The following is an 18065-nucleotide window of genomic DNA, read 5'->3' on the forward strand; positions in this document are numbered from 1 at the left end:
GCAGCCCGCTGTTGAATACCGGCTTTGCGCTGGTAGCTGCTATACACGTACGTCGCAAGTAAGCCAAGGTGAGGTAGCAGAAAGGCCCGGGCCTAGCATCAAGGAGCTTTTTACTTGCGGGTTTTTCCTGTTTCTTCCCGGGGGTAATTCCTACCTACTTAACTATATCCGGGGTATTCCTCGGGTATTGGTAGCCGCCGTTGCTACCCCTCGCTCCCGCGCCAACCTTTCCAAACCCACCATATTTTATGCGAAAACTGCTACCCGCATGGGCCATCGGGCTCTTGCTGTTGCTGCTGGGCACCACCCCTAGCTATGGCCAACTCCTGCGCGCCGACGGCCGGCGCATCGTAAACGACCAAGGGCAGGAAGTGATTCTGCGCGGCATGGGCCTGGGCGGCTGGATGCTGCAGGAAGGCTACATGCTGCAAACCGAAAGCTTTGCCAACCCCCAGTACCAGATCAGGGCCAAAATCAAGGATCTGGTAGGTGAAGCCCAGACGCAGGCCTTCTACGATGCATGGCTCAACAACTACGTTACCAAGCGCGACGTGGACTCGCTGGCCCGCTGGGGCTTCAACTCCATTCGGGTGCCGCTGCACTACAACCTGTTCACGGCGCCTATTGAAGAAGAGCCAGTAGCGGGGCAAAATACGTGGCGACCCAAAGGCTTCGAGCTGACCGACCAATTACTGACCTGGTGCAAGGCGAACCGCATCTACCTGATTCTGGACTTGCACGCCGCGCCCGGCGGGCAGGGCACTGATGCAGCCATTTCCGACTACGACCCCACCAAGCCCAGCCTGTGGCAGAGCGAGGCGAACCGGCAGAAAACCGTGGCCTTGTGGCGGCGCATTGCCGAGCACTACGCCAACGAGCCCTGGATTGGTGGCTACGACGTCATCAACGAAACCAACTGGGGCTTCACGGACCCCACCGGCGACTCGCACGGCTGTAGCGAGCAAACCAACGCCCCCCTTAAAGCGCTACTCACGGAAATTACCACGGCCATCCGGGAGGTTGATAAGCAGCACATCATTTACGTGGAGGGCAACTGCTGGGCGGGCAACCACTCCGGCCTGTGGCCTATGAGCGACAACAACGTAGTGATGAGCTTCCATAAATACTGGAATGCTAACACGAAAAGCGCCATTCAGGGCATGCTGGATCAAAGCAGCCGCTACAACGTGCCGCTCTGGATGGGCGAGTCGGGCGAAAACTCTAACAGCTGGCACCGCTCGGCCATTCAGCTGCTGGAGCAGAACCACATTGGCTGGTCGTGGTGGACGATGAAGAAGGTAGGGTTGAACACCCCGCTGGAAGTGCGCCGTCCCGCGGCCTATGAAAAGCTGCTGAACTACTGGAAAGGCTCGGGCGCCAAGCCCACGGAAAGCGAAGCCGTAGCTGGTTTGTCGGCCTTGGCCGAAGGTTACAAAATCGAAAACACCTTCTACCACCCCGACTACATCGACGCTCTGTTCCGCCAGGTAGCTACTGCAGCTACCAAGCCCTTCCAGAAGTATACCCTCAGCCCCACTGCGCCGCTGTTTGCTGTCAACTACGACCTGGGCCGCAACGGAGCAGCCTACTACGACCTCGACACCGCTACCTACCACTCCGACACTAACCAGTACCAAGCCTGGAACCAAGGCTGGTCGTACCGCAACGACGGTGTGGACATAGAAGCCAACCGGGACGCTGTGACGAATGGCTACAATGTGGGCTGGGTTTCGACGGGGGAGTGGCTGCAGTACACCGTGGAAGTGCCTGCTAGCGGCCTGTACGATGTGCAGGTGCGTATAGCTTCGGCCTCGGGCGGCGGTCAGATCAGCCTGAGCAGCAATGGCGTGCCGCTCACCAAAACCGTTACGCTACCCAGCTCCGGCGACTGGGCGAAGTGGACTTCGGCGGAGATTAAGGACGTGTACCTGACGGCTGGTACCAATAAGCTCCGGCTGAACGTAGTAAACGGCGGCTTCAACCTGAACTACCTGCAATTTAGCGCCCCCCATGCTGCTACGGCGGCCCCACAACTGCTGGCGGCCAAAACTACGGAGGCCGGCAAGAATATCGTGCTGACGTTCAACCAGGCACTGGCTCCCGTAACGGCTCCTGCAGGATTCACCCTAAAGGTAAACGGCACGGCGGCGACCATCAGCGCGGCAGCCCTGCAGGCGGGTAGCCCCCAACTGCTGGTACTTAACCTGGACAAACCGGTAACCTACGGCGACGTGGTAACCATCAGCTACGCGGGTACTACCGTCACGAACGACGCCAACGTAGCGCTGGCCGCTTTCACCGACCAACCCGTGACCCTGGACTTGGTGAACCCTGCCACGGTAAAGCTGATTCCGGGCCGCGTCGAAGCTGAAAATTTTGACGTGAACGAAGGAGTAACCGTTGGCGGCGCGGCCGATGTAGGCGGTGGCTCACAAGTAGGTTACCTCAACCCCGGCGACTACTTCGCTTATAATGTGGCAGTAAAGGAAACGGGCACTTACCAGGTTGATTACCGGGTAGCCAACGGGGCTACTCCTCCCGGCGTGGTCACTATATCTAGCGTAGTTAACGGACAAACTACCCTGCTGGAAACCTTGACGGTAGCCCCAACCGGCGGCTGGCAGACCTGGCAAACCGTCAGCGGTAAAGCCTTCAGCCTTGCGGCCGGTAGCCAGCAACTGCGTATTGATGTAGTATCGGGCGAGTTCAACCTGAACTGGATGCAGTTCCGCCTGACGGGCGTACCAGCTAATACTCCGCTGCGGTTTGTATCGGGCCAGACGAATCCCGAAGGCACTGCGGTGCTCCTGACCCTGAACCAGCCTGTAGCATCGGCTTCGGTTAGTCCGAAAGGCTTCCGCTTGCTGCTGAATGGGGTAGCGGCCACAGCAAGCGCCGCCTCCCTGGATGCCGAGCAGCGCTTGGTACTCACCCTACCCCAAACCATCACGCCAACTACCGTGGTAAAAGTTAGCTACGATGGCACCGGCGACGTGAAGACGGTAGGCAATGCGCCACTGCAAGCCTTTGACGCCGAGTTTATACTCAACAAAGTAGAGGTTATCCGACATCAGCTGCCGGGCAGGGTGAAGGCTGCTGAATTCTCCGTGAACAGCGGTCTGGAAACCGAGAACAGCAGCGACACCGACGGGGGCCTGAACGTGGGCCACGCCGACCCCGGCGACTACCTCGACTTTGTGGTGAACGTGACCCAGGCCGGCATGTACCAGATCGACTACCGGGTAGCCAGCGAAACCACGGCTGGCGCCGTGAAGCTGCAACTCATGGACAGCGGCACCGCCCAGGACCTGCATACGGCCACCTTCGCCATTACCGGCGGCTGGCAAACGTGGCGCACCTTCACGGCTCCCGTGGCCGTGCCCCTCACGGCGGGTCGCCACGTATTGCGTGTTCTGATGCAAGCCAAGGAGTTCAACCTGAACTGGCTGGAAGCGAAGTATCAATCGGTGCTGAGCAGCAAATCGGGACAGGCCGCGGCAGGTCTGCTGGTGTATCCTAACCCCAGCCACGGCAGCTTCCGGGTGCGCTTCGAGGATGCCCGCCAGCAGCCTACTCGCTTGGTAGTGCGCGACCTGACCGGCAGAGTCGTGCTGGTGCAGCATCCGGCTAAAAATGCCACTGAAACTACCGTACAGCATCAGCTACCCCAGGGCATCTACTTGCTGGAAGCTGAGTTGCCGGATGGTAAGGTAGTGCAGAAGCTAGTGGTAGAATAGATTCTGCCTAGCTCACACAAAAAAGCCCGCTACTGCTATAAGTAGCGGGCTTTTTTGTGTTCAGAGGAGAGTGAAAAGGCTGCGGTTGTGAGGCCACTGGCCTACCCCTCGTAAAATTCCAAAGGCAGCCCATCCGGGTCCTGAATAAAGGTGAACCGCCGGCCGGTAAATTCATCAACTCGTATTGGTTCGGAGGCTACCCCGTGGGTAGTGAGCAACTGCACCGTAGCATCCAGGTCAGCTACGGCAAAAGCCAAATGGCGCAGGCCGGTAGCTTCGGGGTGGCTGGGGCGGGCCGGAGGGGTAGGAAAAGAAAACAACTCAATGACATACTGCTCGCCCAGGGCCAGGTCCAGCTTCCACGACTGCCGCTCCGCCCGGTGCACTTCCCGAATGATGCGCAGGCCCAGCACTTCGGTGTAGAATTGTTTGGAGCGCGCATAGTTTGAGCAGATAATGGCAATGTGATGAACGTGGAGCAGGGGAAGCATAGGCGGTTCGGGGAAAGTGGATAGGAGTAAAGCTAAGCCAGTAGCGCGGGGTAGCAGCTAGCTCGGCCGCATCCATTTCAAGCTGCTATAGTACACTCTTAAAAGCAACTGCAAACTAGCTAAGAGTATGGCACGACAACAGAAGGAATACGTGCTGGAAGCCGCAACAGTGGATAACTATGTGGATGGCATAGAAGAATTAACCTTGCGCACCAATGCTGGCCCAATGATAGCCCGCCTGCACCCGGCTGAAGCTGGGGCTGCCGCTGTGGTATGGGTAGGTGGCGCGGGTGGCGGCCTCGACGGACCGGCCTGGGGGATGTACCCGCGGCTGGCCGGACAGCTATCTTCCCAGGGTATTGCTTCCCTGCGTTTGCATTACCGGCAGCCCAACTATCTTGAAGACTGCGTAGTAGATGTGCTACTAAGCGTGCAGTATTTAGTAGAGCAGCGGGGCTATGGCGCCATTGCGCTGGTGGGGCATTCATTTGGTGGGGCGGTAGTAATCAGCGCCGGGGCCCTGAGTCCGGCTGTTGCAGCGGTGGTGGCCATGAGCAGCCAAACCTACGGCACCGACTTGGCTGCGCACGTAAGTCCCAAGCCCCTGCTGCTGGTTCACGGCACTGCCGATGAAATACTGCCCCATATCTGCTCCGAAAGCATTTACCAGCGGGCCCGCCAGCCCAAGGAGCTGCTGCTCTATGCGGGCTGCCGCCATGGCCTGGATGAGTGCCGCGACCAAGTAGATGCCGATGTAGTGCGCTGGCTCACCAACCAGTTATCGGACAGTACTAAATCTTAGTAGTAGCGTGCGGTTTTATGCTAGACGCTTGGAAGTGCAAGCCGATATCCACTTATCCTTGTGGCATACAACACAGTTAGCAGTGCCGCCGCGGGGTAATGTTTGCACATGGCCGCAGCAGGCGCAGGCATGGGCACCAGCTTCTGCTACCCGCTGCTGGGTTTGCTGAACCCGCTCGGGCCAGATTGGGAGTCCGGGGCGGACGTCTTCCGTTTCGAAGAAATAGATGCTCACATTGCCGGTAGCTTCTATGTAGGCCCGGCGCACTTGCCCCAGGTGCTCTACCTGGTGTTGCCGCAACTCCCCGAACAGCTCCTTTTGCGTCAGATTCTGGTTTTTTAGGGCTTCTATCTTAATTTCTCCTTCCTCGATCAGCAAAATAGGAGCGCCCTCCAGCCAATCGGAAAAGCGCGGGTACTGCTCCGTAAGGCGATTAAAAATCAGGTACAGCGCCGATACCAGCACGAACACCACCGCTACGTGCAGCAGGGGCACGTCGTCGTAGAACATGGCGTCGCCGGCAGCGGAGCCTAGGGCCAGAATAATACTTAACTCGAAGATGGACAGCTGCCGCACGCCGCGCCGCCCCGTTACGCGTAGGGCCCCCAGCACCATTAAGTAGGTAACTATGCAGCGGAACGCAATTTCCAGCAGAAACAGCGCGGGCGCGTCGTCGGAAAGGAAGATGCGTTTCCAGTCAAAGGGTTCAATAGGGGAGGCAAGCAGCATGAGCAACGTAAAAGCAGACACCGGCCAGCTCGGCCGTTTCTGGTCTAACGTAGGGGGTAGCTCAACAGTTAATTAAAACGGTATTAATGCCCTGACCCAAAAGTGTCTTCGCTCAGCCGGCAGCAGGCAGGGTCAGCACGAGGTGGTGCGTAGAGGGCGCGAAGCCTAGGGCCGTCCAGAACTGAAAGCCGCCGGGGTTAGCCACGGCCACCTGCAGCTCCAGGTGGTCGGCGCCCTGCCGGGTCAGCCACTCGCGGGCCGTTTCGAACAGCAGCCGGCCCAGCCCGGTGCGGCGATATTGGGGGCGCACCATGGTTTCAGCAATGTAGCCGCGGCGGTTGTAGTGCATGCCATTGTTGCCGATCTGGTACATGGCTACCAGTAGGCCCATCAGGCCCTGCTCGTTTTCTACCACAAAAAAGCGTGTATAGGGTTCCTGCAGGCGCTGGAGCAGCACGCGCTTTAGTTCCGCTTCGGCCAGGGGGTAGTACCCAAAAATGGGGTGGTAGGCCTGGTGCTCATCCATCAGCTCGCGCCAAATCAGGTACAGGTTGTCGAGGTCGGTGCGGGTAGCGGTACGGATGGTCATAGGCAAAAACCAAAGGAAACCAAGGGAAGAGCAAGCGCAAAATTTGCGGAAGGTAGTCGGAAAACGACGCTAAGCCATGCTCCACGTTGCAGCAGCTTGGTGTTGTATCATCGGGTTGGTCTAGGGCGCTACCCCTGCTGCCGGGATAAATTACCCCACTTCTGGCAGTGAGGTAACACTCTATTAAGCCACATGCCGAACCCGGGGCAGCCACTGCTGACTGATCCGGGTTCGGCATGTAATGCTAAAAGAAGGTAGGGCTAGGCGCTGGCCTGGTTTAGCTCCTGGATGTCATCGGGGCTCAGGGCAAGCTCCGTGGATTTGAGCAGCTCCGTTACTTGTTCGGGGCTGGTGGCGCTGGCAATGGGGGCCGTAAGACCAGGCTGGGCCATAATCCAGGCCAGGGCTACCTGAGCGGGCGAGGCCTGCTGGCGGGCTGCTACGGAATCTAGCGCACCCAGAATTTTCAAACCTTTCTCATTCAGATATTTCTGGCCTACGCCACCACCGCGGGCACTTTTCTGCAGATCGGCCTCGGTGCGGTACTTGCCTGTGAGGAAGCCCGCCGCCAAGCCGTAGTACGGAATCACACCAATCTGGTGCTCTTGCACGAGGGGTAGCAGCTCCTGCTCAAACTCGGCCCGGTCGTAGAGGTTGTAAAGGGGCTGTAGCGTTTCGTAGCGCGGAAACCCATGTTGTTGGCTGGCCTCCACTGACTCGCGCAGGCGGGCGGCATCAAAGTTAGAAGCCCCGATAACGCGCACTTTCCCTTGCTGCACCAGTTGGGCGTAGGCCTCCAGTGTTTCCTCCACGGGCGTGGTCGGGTCATCTTTGTGCGACTGGTACAGGTCGATGTAGTCGGTTTGCAGGCGCTGTAGGGAGCCTTCCACGGCGCGCAGGATGTAGTCCTTTTTCAGGCCCTTGTTTTCGGGGTTGACTTCCCAGCCCACTTTCGTGGCAATAACCACGTCGTCGCGGCGGCCGCGCTGATGCAGCCACTTGCCGATAATGGTTTCGGACTCGCCGCCGACGTGGCCCGGCACCCACACGGAGTAGCCGTCGGCAGTGTCTATGGCGTTGCCGCCCCCGGCCACGAAGGCGTCGAGGATGCGGAAAGAGGTAGCCTCGTCAGCGGTCCAGCCGAAGACGTTGCCACCTAGCACGAGGGGAGCGATGCGCAGGCCAGAGCGGCCCAGTTCACGGTGTTGCATGCACGTAAGGAGTAGAAATGAAGTAGGATGAATACCTTAAACCAGACCAACGCGGCAAGGTTGGCTACTTTTATGCTCCTTTAACGCTGATGCCCATGGCCCGCAAGCTCGATACTTTGGAAGTGGTGGATGTTTTTAACCGGCCGGCGTGGCGGGCGTGGTTGGTAGCGCATCACCAGCAGCCCGTGGGCGTGTGGGTGGTGCTGCACAAGAAAAACAGCGTATCTGGCACCCTCACCTACGCCGAAGCAGTGGAAGAAGCCCTTTGCTTCGGCTGGATTGATTCCCTACCCCGCAAGCTCGATGAAACCCGCTACCAACTCTACTTCTCGCCCCGCAAAAAAGGCAGCGTATGGTCGGCAGTGAATAAAAAGCGCCTGGAGCAGCTCCGCGCCGCTGGGCTGCTAATGCCGGCCGGGCAAGCCAAAATAGACCTGGCCCAGCAGGATGGCAGCTGGGCCGCCCTGGATGAAGTAGATGCCCTGCAGCTACCCCCTGACTTAGCCGCAGCCCTGGCCGCTACCCCCGCCGCCGAGCAAAACTTCCAGCGCTTGGCCCCCAGCGTGCGCAAGCAACACCTGCAGCAGCTAACCGCCGTGCGCCGTCCCGAAACCCGACAGCGGCGCATTGCCCAACTAATAGAACAGCTGATGGCCGTGAAGTAAGCCTGGCTGCCCCAAGGCCGTTATCTTCGCGGCATGCTACGGTTTCGTTACTTGCTTTTCGCTTCGGGTATTTCGCTGCTGTTGGGCGCTGCGCCTGCTACCCCCATAATCGAACGAAACTTTCAGAAGCAGTTCGACCGGTATGGGGTGCAGGGCTCCTTTCTGCTGTATGAAACAGGCACGGGCGGCTTCACGGCATACAATGAAAAGCGCTGCCGCCAAGGCTTCCTACCGGCTTCCACCTTCAAAATCCCGAATACTCTTATCGGGCTGCAAACCGGCGCCCTGCCCGACACGGCCACCATTTGCAAATGGGACGGGGTGAAGCGCGACTTCCCGCAGTGGAACCAAGATATGAGCTACGCCCGGGCCTTGCGCGTGTCCTGCGTGCCGTGCTACCAGCAGTTGGCGCGCCGGGTGGGGGTAGGGGCCTACCAGCAGTGGCTCCGGAAGCTGCGCTACCCCGGCATCCTCATTACATCTGGCACCCTGGATACCTTCTGGCTGGATGGAAAATCGCGCATCAGCCAGTTCGAGCAGATTGATTTCCTACGTCGGTTGCAGGCGGAAACCCTGCCCGTGGAGGTGAGACACCAGCGGGCCGTGAAGCAATTATTGCTGCTCCAGAAAACGCCCGGCTATGCCCTATATGGCAAAACCGGCTGGCGCTTCCGCTCCGCCACCAACCCCGACAACGGCTGGTTTGTGGGTTGGGTACAGCGCCCCGATGGCCGCACAGCTCTCTTTGCGTTAAACGTAGAACCACCCAAAGGCCAACCCGCCAACGAGCAGTTTTTGGCCGGTCGTCGGGCCCTAACGGAGGACATTCTGCGCGAAATGGGCTGGATGTAGAAGCCTAGGTCATAACTAGTGTTTCTCCAGCACCCGCCAGCCTTGAGGCGGTAGCACTAGGGTTGCGCCTGCCGCAAGCACAAGCTGCTCGCCGCTGAAAACATCCATCCAGGTGCCAGCAGCTTCAGCGGGAACAGCGAGTGACTGAGGCTCGGGGCTGATGTTAATGCCAGTGAGTACTGCCGCCAGCCCTTTTTGGCGCAGGAAACTGTACGTGTCAGGGGGGCCAGGCAAGCGCTGGAAGCGGCTGAGCGGGTCGCCGTTTTGCAGGGCGAAGTGGCGGCGTTTGAGCTGGAGCAGGCGGGTATAGAAATCCTGCAGGGGGTAGTCCTGCCAATCCACTGTATCTTTTTCGAAGAAAGCTAGGCGCTTGTTCAGGGCTGCTTCCTGGCCGGTGTACACCAGCGGCATGCCCGGCAGCAGCACCGTCAGGACCGCAAACGGCAACGCCAGCGGACCCAGGCGCTCATATTCAGTGCCGTCCCAGCTGTTCACGTCGTGGTTGCTGGTAAAGTGCATCAGGTACACTGAGGGCGGGTACTTCGCTCGCTCAGCCGCCAGATACTCGTCGATGTCGTGCAGGGGCTGTTTGCCTTCCGCAATGTGGTCGAGGAGGTAGTGCAGGCGCAGGCCGAAGGTCATGTTAAAGGCCTTTTCCAGCAGCTTGGTATCGGAGTTAAACTGCTCCCAGGTCAGTCCGCCCGAGGGGTACAGCTCGTCCCACTCGGCCAGCATAAACAAGGGTTTTACCCCATCCAGCTCTAGGCGGGCGGCATCCCAGAAATCAGTAGGCACCAGGCCGGCCACATCGCAGCGGTACCCGTCAATATCGGCTTCGCGCACCCAATAGAGTAGGGCATCGGTCATGTAGCGGCGCAGTTCGGGGTGGCGGTAGTCGAAGGCCACTACGTCGGTCCAGTCGGGCACGGGGGGTAGGAGGTTGCCCTGTGCGTCGTGCTGATACCACTCGGGGTGCTGCTGCACCAGCGGGTTGTCCCAGCTAGTGTGGTTAGCTACCCAATCGAGCAGCACCCGGAGGCCCAAATCGTGCGCAGTTTTCACCAGGTAGCGCAAATCATCCAGCGTCCCAAACTCCGGATTCACCCCGAAGTAGTCTTGCACGGCGTATTGGCTGCCCAGCGTGCCCTTACGCCCTACCTCCCCAATAGGGTGGACAGGCATCAGCCACACGATGCTGATGCCCATGGAAGCCAGCCGCGGCAGGTGCGCGGCAAACGCCCGAAATGTGCCTTCTGGCGTGAATTGGCGCAGGTTTACTTCGTAGATGGTGGCGTTGGCGGCCCAATCGGGGTGGCGCACCTGAAACAGGTGGGCGCTGGGGTGCAACTGAGGTTCAGACACGGCAGAGGGGTAGGCGAAAACAAGTTGGACTGCACCTGCCTACGCGAAATCAGCCTTCCATAGCCGAACTCCAAGAACGCCTACCTCTTCTGAAGTAGCTGGACATTCCGAAAACGTGTTATCTCGAAAACGTGTCATGTCGAGCTTGCCGAGACATCTTGCGTGCTGACGTTGTAATAGTAGCTCAACGTCAGCACGCGAGATGTCTCGACAAGCTCGACATGACGTTCAAGAGAAATACTGGCTTCTAAAACCAGCTATTGTCGGGGTCCGGGAGTTGCTCGTACACGCGGTAACTGTGCGGGGTCAGCAGCAGGTCGGAGCCTGAGCCTAGCTTAGTTACCTGTCCGCTGAATACGTCGCGGTAAACGCCGGGGCCCAGGTTAGCCAGACGAATTTGGTGAGGCTGCTGGCCTAGGTTCACGGCCACCAAAACCGCCTTTGGCCCCTTGCGACGCACGAAGGCATAGGTTTCGGGGCTGGCCTCCGGCGCCATCCGGATAAACTCGCTGCACGGGTCGCCGTTGCGCAGGGCCGGGTGGCGCTTCTTGAGTTGAAGCAGGGTAGTGTAGAACTCCTGCAGGGGGTAGTCGCGCCACGGAATTGTGTCCTTATCAAAGAAACGCAGCCGCTTCTTAAGGGCCGCTTCCTGGCCGCTGTACACCATCGGGATGCCGGGCAGCAGGGCGGTGAGTACGGCCTGGGGGAGGGCGTCTTTGCCGAGACGCTCGTACTCGGTGCCATCCCAGCTGTTGATGTCGTGGCTGCTGGTAAAGTACATGAGGTAGGCCGAGGCCGGGTAGCGCGTGCGCTCTACCTCGCGGTAGGCATCGAGGGCGGTGAGGGGCTGCTGGCGGCGGCTGATGCTGTCGAGGAGGTAGCGCATGCGCAGGGCGTAGGTGGCATCGAAGGCCTTTTCCAGCATGCCGGTGTTGGGGTTGAACTCGCCTTTTTTCAGAAAGGGCGGGTTGTGCAGCTCGTCCCATTCGGCCAGCATAAACACGGGCTTTACTTTCTCGAGTATGGGGCGCGTCTGGTTCCAGAACTCCATGGGTACGAGGCCGGCTACGTCGCAGCGGAAACCATCGAAGCCTACGTCGCGCAGCCAGTACACCATGCTTTCCTGCATGTACTGGCGCAACTCGGGCTTGCTGTAATCCAGGTCAATAACATCCTGCCAATCGGATACGGGTGGCACAAACTGACCTTGAGCGTTGCGGGTAAACCACTCGGGGTGTTGCTGGCGTAGCTGGCTGTCCCAGCTGGTATGGTTGGCTACCCAGTCCAGAATAACGTGCATGCCCAGCTTGTGAGCCGTCTGAATCAGGTGACGCAAATCATCGAGGGTGCCAAACTCCGGGTTCACGGCCCGGTAGTCCTGCACGGAATATTGGCTGCCCAGCGTGCCTTTGCGGTTGAGTTTGCCGATGGGCTGCACCGGCATCAGCCACAGAATTCCTACCCCCATTTTCTGGAGGCGGGGCAGGTGCGCTTCAAAGGCCCGGAAGGTGCCCTCGGGGGTGTACTGCCGGATATTGACCTCGTAAATGCTGGCCGAATCAGCCCAGGCTGAGTGCTGAATGGTGTAGGCTTCGGGGGCCGCCGGGGCGCAATCGGTGGTGGGTGTCTGGCGACAGGCTGCCAGAAGCAGCAAACCAAGCAGTAAAGAAAGAACAGTGCGGGACATGCCGAAAAGTACCCCTTTTCCGGCACTTGGGCTCCCAATGGCAGGTAGCAAAAGCGCCGGGCGGCAAGGCATACAGCTCGGCGTGAAGATGTTTAAGCAGCAAAGCTGTTGGATAAAAGAAGACCGTCATTCCGAGCGCAGCCGAGGAATCTTGCGTGCTGATGTTGAAGTTACCATTGCAACGTCAGCACGCAAGATTCCTCGGCTGCGCTCGGAATGACGGTCTAACACTTAACCCTAGCCAACTTTCAGCGCGGCCCGTGGCTCGTAGCGGACGCCGCCGAACCAGTACAGCATCAGGGTGCGGGAGTAGCGCAGACTGAGCGGGGTCAGCAGTACGGCCACCACGGCTACGCTGGTCACGTACACCCACACGGCCGGGTCGTGGAGCAGGAAGTACACCAGAAAGCCGGTTACCAGCATAATAGCCGTGGAAAAGGCGTAGCTAATGAACATGGCGCCCCAATAGAACCCCGGCTCGGGCTCGTAAGCCTGGGCGCAAACCGGGCAGCGTTCCGGCATCTCAGCAAAGTGAACGGGGTTAGCGGCAGAGTGCGTGAACAAGTGGCCTTCGTGGCAGCGGGGGCAGCGCTGCTGCAGCATAGCCAAAGCCGTAGATTGAATCTTCGTCATGATTTCTAGGTAGTTGGTGAAATCGTAGAACAAAGATAAAATGCCCTTCCTGCGCCCGTAAGAGCCATTTCCGGGTTTGTCCGGTACAAATCAATTCGTGATGGTGGGGAGGTAAGATGATAGGTAGGTGAATAGTGACAGGTAAAGAGTGAGGAGGCTGCTGGCAACCGGACCATCATGTCGAGCTGCCGAGACATATTGCCCGAATCGTTGGGGTAGCACTACAACATCAGCACGCGAGATGTCTCGACCGGACGATGCTTTTACCTATCATCATTTACACTACCTGTCACCATCTACCATTCTCATTTCACTTGTCACCTGTCACCTCTTCCCCTCATACCGAAAGCCCTCCGGGGTTTGCCCAGTGTGCTTGCGGAAGTAGCGGCCGAAGTAGGAAGCGTCGTCGAAACCGAGCGTGTCGGCTACCTGGGCCACGGTGGCGGACGTGTGGCGAAGCAGGCGGCGGGCTTCCATCAGTACGCGCTCCTGAACAAGGGCGCTGGCGGTTTTGCCTAGGTGGCGGCGGCACAGGGCATTGAGGTGGTTGGGTGAAACGTGGAGCAGATCAGCGTAATGCTGTACTTCCCGCTGAGTGCGAAAATGCTGGTTGATGAGGGCCCCAAACTCGCGCAGGAGGTGCTGGGCGTGGCGCGGCTCGCCGCTAGCGGGTTGAGCCGCAGTGGTGGGGTAATGACGCGCGGCCAGTTCAAGGCAAATGTGGAGGTAGGAGCGAAACACCTCATCCTGCTGCGGGGCTGGGGTAGTGTGCTCCTGCCACATGCGCTCAAACAGTGGCAGCAGCTCAGTTTCCGGACTGCCTAACTGCAGTGCGGGCGCGTGAAAGTGGTGGAAGAACGGGTACTCGTAGAGTCGGCCACCGGGGTAACGTGCCAGGTAGAAATCGGCCTCGAACAGCACCACGTACCCCTGGGCGTCTGCCGAAAGCTGCCAGTGATGCACCTGTCCCGGCGTCATGAAAAACAGGCTGCCCGGCTCCAGCGGGTAACTCACCAAGTCAATAGTGTGCGTGCCGTGGCCCTGCGTGACGTAAAGCAGCAGGTAGAAGTCGTGGGCGTGGGGCTGGCTGGTACCGGGGAAGTTGGCCACATGCCGCGCCAACCGCTCCAGATACCACGGCCGCGGCCGTTGCTGCGGAAACGATTCAAGCGTCAGGACGGGCAGGCGGGGCGGTTGCATAAAGGGTAGGTTACTCGCCGAAGTTACGGAGCCGCTTCTTGCTGAGCTCGTAGCTGATAATGGCCGGAATGTAGAAGGTGATGTCGGCCAGAAACTTAGCGGCCAGTATGCCGCCCGCCCGACTGCCGGTCCAGCGGGGCAGCCAGTACATCAGCGCCGGCCGGATCAGGAAGCTGTCGAGTATTTCGGCCGGCCCAAACTCCACGGCTAGGGCCCGCACGTTGCGCCCAAAGGTGCGCGCGCTGTAGTGCCGACCCTGGGCCCGCAGCTCCCGGCGTGCCAGCCGCATATCCTGCCCCAGCAGCCACCCAAAATAAGCCACGTTCCCGGCCCAGGTACCTGCCAGCGCGGCCCGCAAATCCTGTTCCGGCGCCAGGTGCCATGCCACGCCCGCCCCGGCCAGCGTGGCCACCACCGATAGCACCTCGGCGGGTAGGTAGCGGCGCAGCCATTCACGGATTTTAGGTTTCATAGTAGGTGAGGGGGTAGGCAGCGCGGAGCCAGCAGGGTATCAGGTTCGTCAAAGATACCGGCGGTTGCTACGCTGCGTTTCCAAGGAAACCGATTCGCAACCTTTCTGCCTCGCATTTTGCCCAATACGCGAGGAGGTTTCGGGGTGGGTTGAGGGTAGGAATGCGGGCTGAACGAGAAGCCGAAGGCAACGCCCGCGCCGTGGCTGGCGTACAGTTCTCCTACCTACGTCATTCTTCCCAACTCCCTGCGTTATGAACCACGCCGACCGCATCGAAGAAACTATTGAAGGCATCTACCATGCCCTGGAGCAACACAATAACCACCCCGTAGATGCTGGCCTGGGCCACATCGACAGCTGGATTCAGGCCCTCGATGGCCTTGGGGGCTCGGCCCTGAGCGGCCTGCAAACTGAGCTGCGCAACCTGCGCTCCTTTGTAGAGCGCGACGACCGCCCGGCCATGGCCAACTCTCTGCAGCTGCTGGGCCAGCAAACCTCCCTCATTGCCCGCGACATGCACGACGGGGTAGGCGACCACCTACGCCACTTGGGCCAGGTGCTGATTACGGCCGCCGGCAACCTGAAAGTCTCCTAGCCTACATCACTTTTCAGCCTTGGTTAGCAGCCTCGCCCAGCGGGCGGGGCTGTTTTTTGACCCTTGGCCTTTCCCAATACCTTCAGCGCTTTTCCTATGACACCTGATTCATCTGCTACGGGTTCGGGCCACGGCCATGCTCCCGGCTCGGTACTGGCGGGTAGCCAAACCCACCTCGAAGCTACCCTGCACGCCCTGCAAACCGACCACCTGCCCAACCTGCGACCGGCAGCCGGCGACAACCTCTACCGTTGGATGCACATGCTCCAGACCGTGGAAGGCGACCAGTTTGCTCCGCTTATTGCTGAGTTGCAGAACCTGTATAATGCCATCAGCCACGACAACCCAGCTGGCCCGCAGGTACAGGGCATTCTGCAAAATCTTGCTGAGCTAACCACGCAGGCTGCCACTAGTGCTGATGCCGGTTCTCAGGGTAAGCTGATGCAGTTAGCGGAGGCCCTCCGGGCGGCGGCGGCTACGCTCTAGCAGCGCTGCGCCCCAGATTGGGGGTAGGCGCGGAGTTGTAGGCCGGGCCGGAAAAATGCTTTTGCAGGTCAGTTAGACAATGGCTAAGCTGGGCTACAAACCAAATGTTGTACGGGCTCTGTTGCTAACCTTGAGCGTAAGGGTGTAGTAAACAGGAAGATTCCTGATGTTTCATCCAACTTCATATCCTATGTCCGTTTCCCATTCTGCCAGTGCCGACCAACTGGAGGCTACCCTCCGCATTCTTCGCAGTGAAGATGTAACCCAAGGTGTGGCCCAGGCCACGGAAAATATTGATGGCTGGGTGCATATGCTCCGGAACTCGGGTGAGACTGCCCACGCCACCATTGCCGATGATCTGGTAAAGCTGAAAGGTTTCCTGAACGGTACCGACCCAAACCCTATCAGTGATGTGCTTCAAACCCTGGCCGAGCATATCAACAGCTTTGTGGATGATGCCAATCCGCGCTACATCGAATCCTTAGACCAGCTTTCCAAGCAGCTCACCGATGTGGCCCGCAACCTGCAAACCGCTCGCGACGCGCAACAACAGCAATAAATTGATCTGCCTACCGGCTGCGTATAACAGAAAAGGCCCCGCACACTGCGGGGCCTTTTCTGTTGGTAGGATATTAAGTGGCGCTAGCGGGGATTAGTACCCTTGGGCTGAATCGTCGCCGCGAGGGTCTGCGCCCCCTTCCAGCTTACCACCGGGCAGCACCCGAATCACCTCCATCCGGCCCCAGGGCGCGCGCGGGTTCAGGCGGTAGCCGCGGGCCTGCAGGGTATCCTTGGCAGCAGGTAAGAGTGCGCCTTCCTCCACGTCAATCTGATCTGGGAGCCACTGATGGTGGAGGCGGGGCGCGCCCACAGCCTGCTGGGCGTTCATACCGTAATCAATGGTATTGAGGATAGCCTGCAGCACGCTGGTAATGATAGTGCTACCACCGGGCGTACCGGCTACCAGGGCTACCTTCTTGCTCTTAGTCAGGATGGTGGGCGTCATGGAGGACAGCATGCGCTTGCCGGGCGCAATGGCGTTGGCCGCGCCCCCTACCAGCCCGTAGGCGTTGGGCGTGCCGGGTTTGCTGCTGAAGTCGTCCATTTCATTGTTGAGCAGGAAACCAGCCCCGGCTACTACTACTTTGCTGCCGTAGGCCCCATTGAGGGTGGTAGTACAGCTCACGGCGTTGCCTTGGGCATCCACAATGTTGTAATGCGTCGTCTGGTCCGACTCGTAAGCGGGTAGGCCTGCCCCGGCCGTTACCTGGGCGCTGGGCGTGGCCCGATAGGGCAGGGTAGAGGCCATGCGCTGCTTGTTGTAAGGCTTTTCAAGCAGCTGCGCCACCGGCACCCGCCCGAAGTCCGGGTCGCCGAGGTAGGTAGCGCGGTCGGCGTACACGCGGCGCTGGGCTTCGGTAATCCAGTGCGTGGCCTGGGGCGAGTGCCAGCCGGCTTTGCCTAGGTTGTAAGGCTCCAGCATCTGCAGCATCTGCAGCAGCGCTACCCCACCGGAGCTGGGCGGCGGAAACGTCAGCACCTCATAGCCACGGTACTTACCATGTAGGGGCGTGCGCCATTTGGGCTGATAGTTAGCTAGGTCCTGCTTGGTAATGATACCCTTGCCGCGCTGCATTTCTTGAACAATTAGTACAGCAGTAGTGCCCTCATAGAAACCGGCGCGGCCTTGGTCGCGGATGCGTTCCAGGGTGCGGGCTAGTCCTCGTAGTCGTAGCGTGTCGCCGGGCTGCCAAGCTCCACGGCTTGGCCGTTTGTACGGGTTGTAAAGCGCGGCAAGATCTTGTGAGCTAGGACCTGAATACTCAATTCCTTCCTTTTTGAAAGCTGCTGCGGATTTACCTAGGTGTTTGGCATAATCTCCCCATTCCATCTGACCCTCTCCGGGCAACTCAAATCTGGCTGGAGAGAAAAATGTCGTGCGGTTCAGCCCAGCGGCTTCCTTCTCGGTCAATACCACCCCTTTAGCGGCCAGGTCCACGGCGGGCTGCACCACATCTTTCCAGGGGAGCTTGCCCAGCTTTTGGTGCAGCTCGGCCATGCCCGCCACGGTGCCGGGTACGCCGGCGGCCAAATGGCCCAGGGTGCTGAGGTCCGGAATTACGTTGCCCTGCTGGTCCAGGTACATGTCGCGGGTAGCGGCAGCTGGGGCGGTTTCGCGGAAATCGAGGGCGCCTTCGCTACCATCGGCTCCACGGTAGAGCAGGAAGCCGCCGCCCCCGATATTGCCCGCCACCGGGAACACCACGGCCAGGGCGAACTGCACCGCCACGGCGGCATCGTAGGCATTGCCGCCTTTGCGCAGAATTTCCACGCCCACTCTTGTCGCCTCGGGGTGTGCCGATACCACCATGGCCTTGTCGGTGATGACGGGGGTAGCGGCCGGCACTGGGGTAGCCAGCACGGCGGAAGTGGCCGGGGCAGTAGTCGTCTGGGTGGTGGAGCAAGCCAGCAGGCCGGCCAGGGCCAGCGGGTAAAAAAAGCGTTTCATACAGTAAAGGTAAGGCCACCCGACAACCTGCCGTCGGGAGCCCGG

General features: G+C 59.6%; 17 protein-coding genes. 7 read left to right on the forward strand and 10 right to left on the reverse strand.

All coding sequences use genetic code 11. The annotated features are described in order from the left end of the window. Nucleotides 1-248 precede the first annotated feature (248 nt). Nucleotides 249-3737 carry a carbohydrate-binding protein gene (locus DNI29_RS06270; protein WP_110977174.1) on the forward strand — a complete coding sequence of 1163 codons (3489 nt, stop codon included), beginning with the start codon at nt 249-251 and terminating at the stop codon, nt 3735-3737. A gap of 101 nt (nt 3738-3838) precedes the next feature. On the opposite strand, the gene gloA2 is transcribed toward DNI29_RS06270, so the two are convergent. Further along, nucleotides 3839-4228, reverse strand: coding sequence for an SMU1112c/YaeR family gloxylase I-like metalloprotein (gene gloA2 / locus DNI29_RS06275; RefSeq protein WP_110977175.1), 390 nt, complete (start codon nt 4226-4228; stop codon nt 3839-3841). 127 nt (nt 4229-4355) lie between these two features. Here gloA2 and DNI29_RS06280 point away from each other — a divergent pair, with 127 nt between their 5' ends. Beyond that, complete coding sequence (locus DNI29_RS06280; protein WP_110977176.1) at nt 4356-5030, forward strand: alpha/beta hydrolase; 675 nt, start codon at nt 4356-4358, stop codon at nt 5028-5030. Nucleotides 5031-5045: 15 nt separating this feature from the next. On the opposite strand, the gene DNI29_RS06285 is transcribed toward DNI29_RS06280, so the two are convergent. The 3 genes from DNI29_RS06285 to DNI29_RS06295 all read right to left on the reverse strand — a co-directional run bounded on the left by DNI29_RS06285 (nt 5046) and on the right by DNI29_RS06295 (nt 7559). Next, entirely contained in the window at nt 5046-5759 is a 714-nt protein-coding gene (locus DNI29_RS06285; RefSeq protein WP_110977177.1) for a DUF421 domain-containing protein, read from the reverse strand. A 112-nt stretch (nt 5760-5871) separates the two neighbouring features. Then, nucleotides 5872-6348, reverse strand: coding sequence for a GNAT family N-acetyltransferase (locus DNI29_RS06290; RefSeq protein ID WP_110977178.1), 477 nt, complete (start codon nt 6346-6348; stop codon nt 5872-5874). A 260-nt stretch (nt 6349-6608) separates the two neighbouring features. Further along, nucleotides 6609-7559: an aldo/keto reductase gene (locus tag DNI29_RS06295; RefSeq protein ID WP_110977179.1), complete on the reverse strand. Its 951-nt coding sequence runs from the start codon at nt 7557-7559 to the stop codon at nt 6609-6611. Between the two features lie 95 nt (nt 7560-7654). Here DNI29_RS06295 and DNI29_RS06300 point away from each other — a divergent pair, with 95 nt between their 5' ends. After that, the gene (locus tag DNI29_RS06300) at nt 7655-8224 is read left to right on the forward strand and encodes a YdeI/OmpD-associated family protein (RefSeq protein ID WP_110977314.1); all 570 of its coding nucleotides are present in this window, start codon (nt 7655-7657) and stop codon (nt 8222-8224) included. A gap of 33 nt (nt 8225-8257) precedes the next feature. Beyond that, nucleotides 8258-9076, forward strand: a complete 819-nt coding sequence (gene blaOXA, locus DNI29_RS06305) for a class D beta-lactamase (RefSeq protein ID WP_110977180.1) — start codon at nt 8258-8260, stop codon at nt 9074-9076. A 15-nt stretch (nt 9077-9091) separates the two neighbouring features. Here the strand turns inward: blaOXA and DNI29_RS06310 are convergent, their stop codons facing one another. The 5 genes from DNI29_RS06310 to DNI29_RS06330 form a co-directional block, all read right to left on the reverse strand. After that, nucleotides 9092-10438 (reverse strand): alpha-amylase family glycosyl hydrolase, encoded by a 1347-nt coding sequence (locus tag DNI29_RS06310; RefSeq protein ID WP_202910370.1) that lies wholly within the window; start codon nt 10436-10438, stop codon nt 9092-9094. 247 nt (nt 10439-10685) lie between these two features. Next, nucleotides 10686-12125, reverse strand: coding sequence for an alpha-amylase family glycosyl hydrolase (locus DNI29_RS06315; protein WP_110977182.1), 1440 nt, complete (start codon nt 12123-12125; stop codon nt 10686-10688). A 237-nt stretch (nt 12126-12362) separates the two neighbouring features. Then, nucleotides 12363-12758: a DUF983 domain-containing protein gene (locus DNI29_RS06320; protein ID WP_238388016.1), complete on the reverse strand. Its 396-nt coding sequence runs from the start codon at nt 12756-12758 to the stop codon at nt 12363-12365. Nucleotides 12759-13082: 324 nt separating this feature from the next. Next, the gene (locus tag DNI29_RS06325) at nt 13083-13958 is read right to left on the reverse strand and encodes an AraC family transcriptional regulator (protein WP_110977183.1); all 876 of its coding nucleotides are present in this window, start codon (nt 13956-13958) and stop codon (nt 13083-13085) included. A gap of 10 nt (nt 13959-13968) precedes the next feature. Then, nucleotides 13969-14430 (reverse strand): hypothetical protein, encoded by a 462-nt coding sequence (locus DNI29_RS06330; RefSeq protein WP_110977184.1) that lies wholly within the window; start codon nt 14428-14430, stop codon nt 13969-13971. A gap of 253 nt (nt 14431-14683) precedes the next feature. Here DNI29_RS06330 and DNI29_RS06335 point away from each other — a divergent pair, with 253 nt between their 5' ends. The 3 genes from DNI29_RS06335 to DNI29_RS06345 all read left to right on the forward strand — a co-directional run bounded on the left by DNI29_RS06335 (nt 14684) and on the right by DNI29_RS06345 (nt 16070). Continuing rightward, a complete protein-coding gene (locus DNI29_RS06335) occupies nt 14684-15025 on the forward strand; it encodes a hypothetical protein (protein WP_110977185.1) in 342 nt (113 codons plus the stop codon). Nucleotides 15026-15121: 96 nt separating this feature from the next. Continuing rightward, entirely contained in the window at nt 15122-15511 is a 390-nt protein-coding gene (locus tag DNI29_RS06340) for a hypothetical protein (protein ID WP_110977186.1), read from the forward strand. Between the two features lie 190 nt (nt 15512-15701). After that, nucleotides 15702-16070: a hypothetical protein gene (locus DNI29_RS06345; RefSeq protein WP_110977187.1), complete on the forward strand. Its 369-nt coding sequence runs from the start codon at nt 15702-15704 to the stop codon at nt 16068-16070. 93 nt (nt 16071-16163) lie between these two features. Here DNI29_RS06345 and ggt read toward each other — a convergent pair whose 3' ends face one another. Next, nucleotides 16164-18020: a gamma-glutamyltransferase gene (ggt, locus tag DNI29_RS24880; protein ID WP_238388017.1), complete on the reverse strand. Its 1857-nt coding sequence runs from the start codon at nt 18018-18020 to the stop codon at nt 16164-16166. Nucleotides 18021-18065 lie beyond the last annotated feature (45 nt).

It is taken from the genome of Hymenobacter sediminis (genome assembly GCF_003231285.1).
Taxonomy (GTDB): domain Bacteria; phylum Bacteroidota; class Bacteroidia; order Cytophagales; family Hymenobacteraceae; genus Hymenobacter; species Hymenobacter sediminis.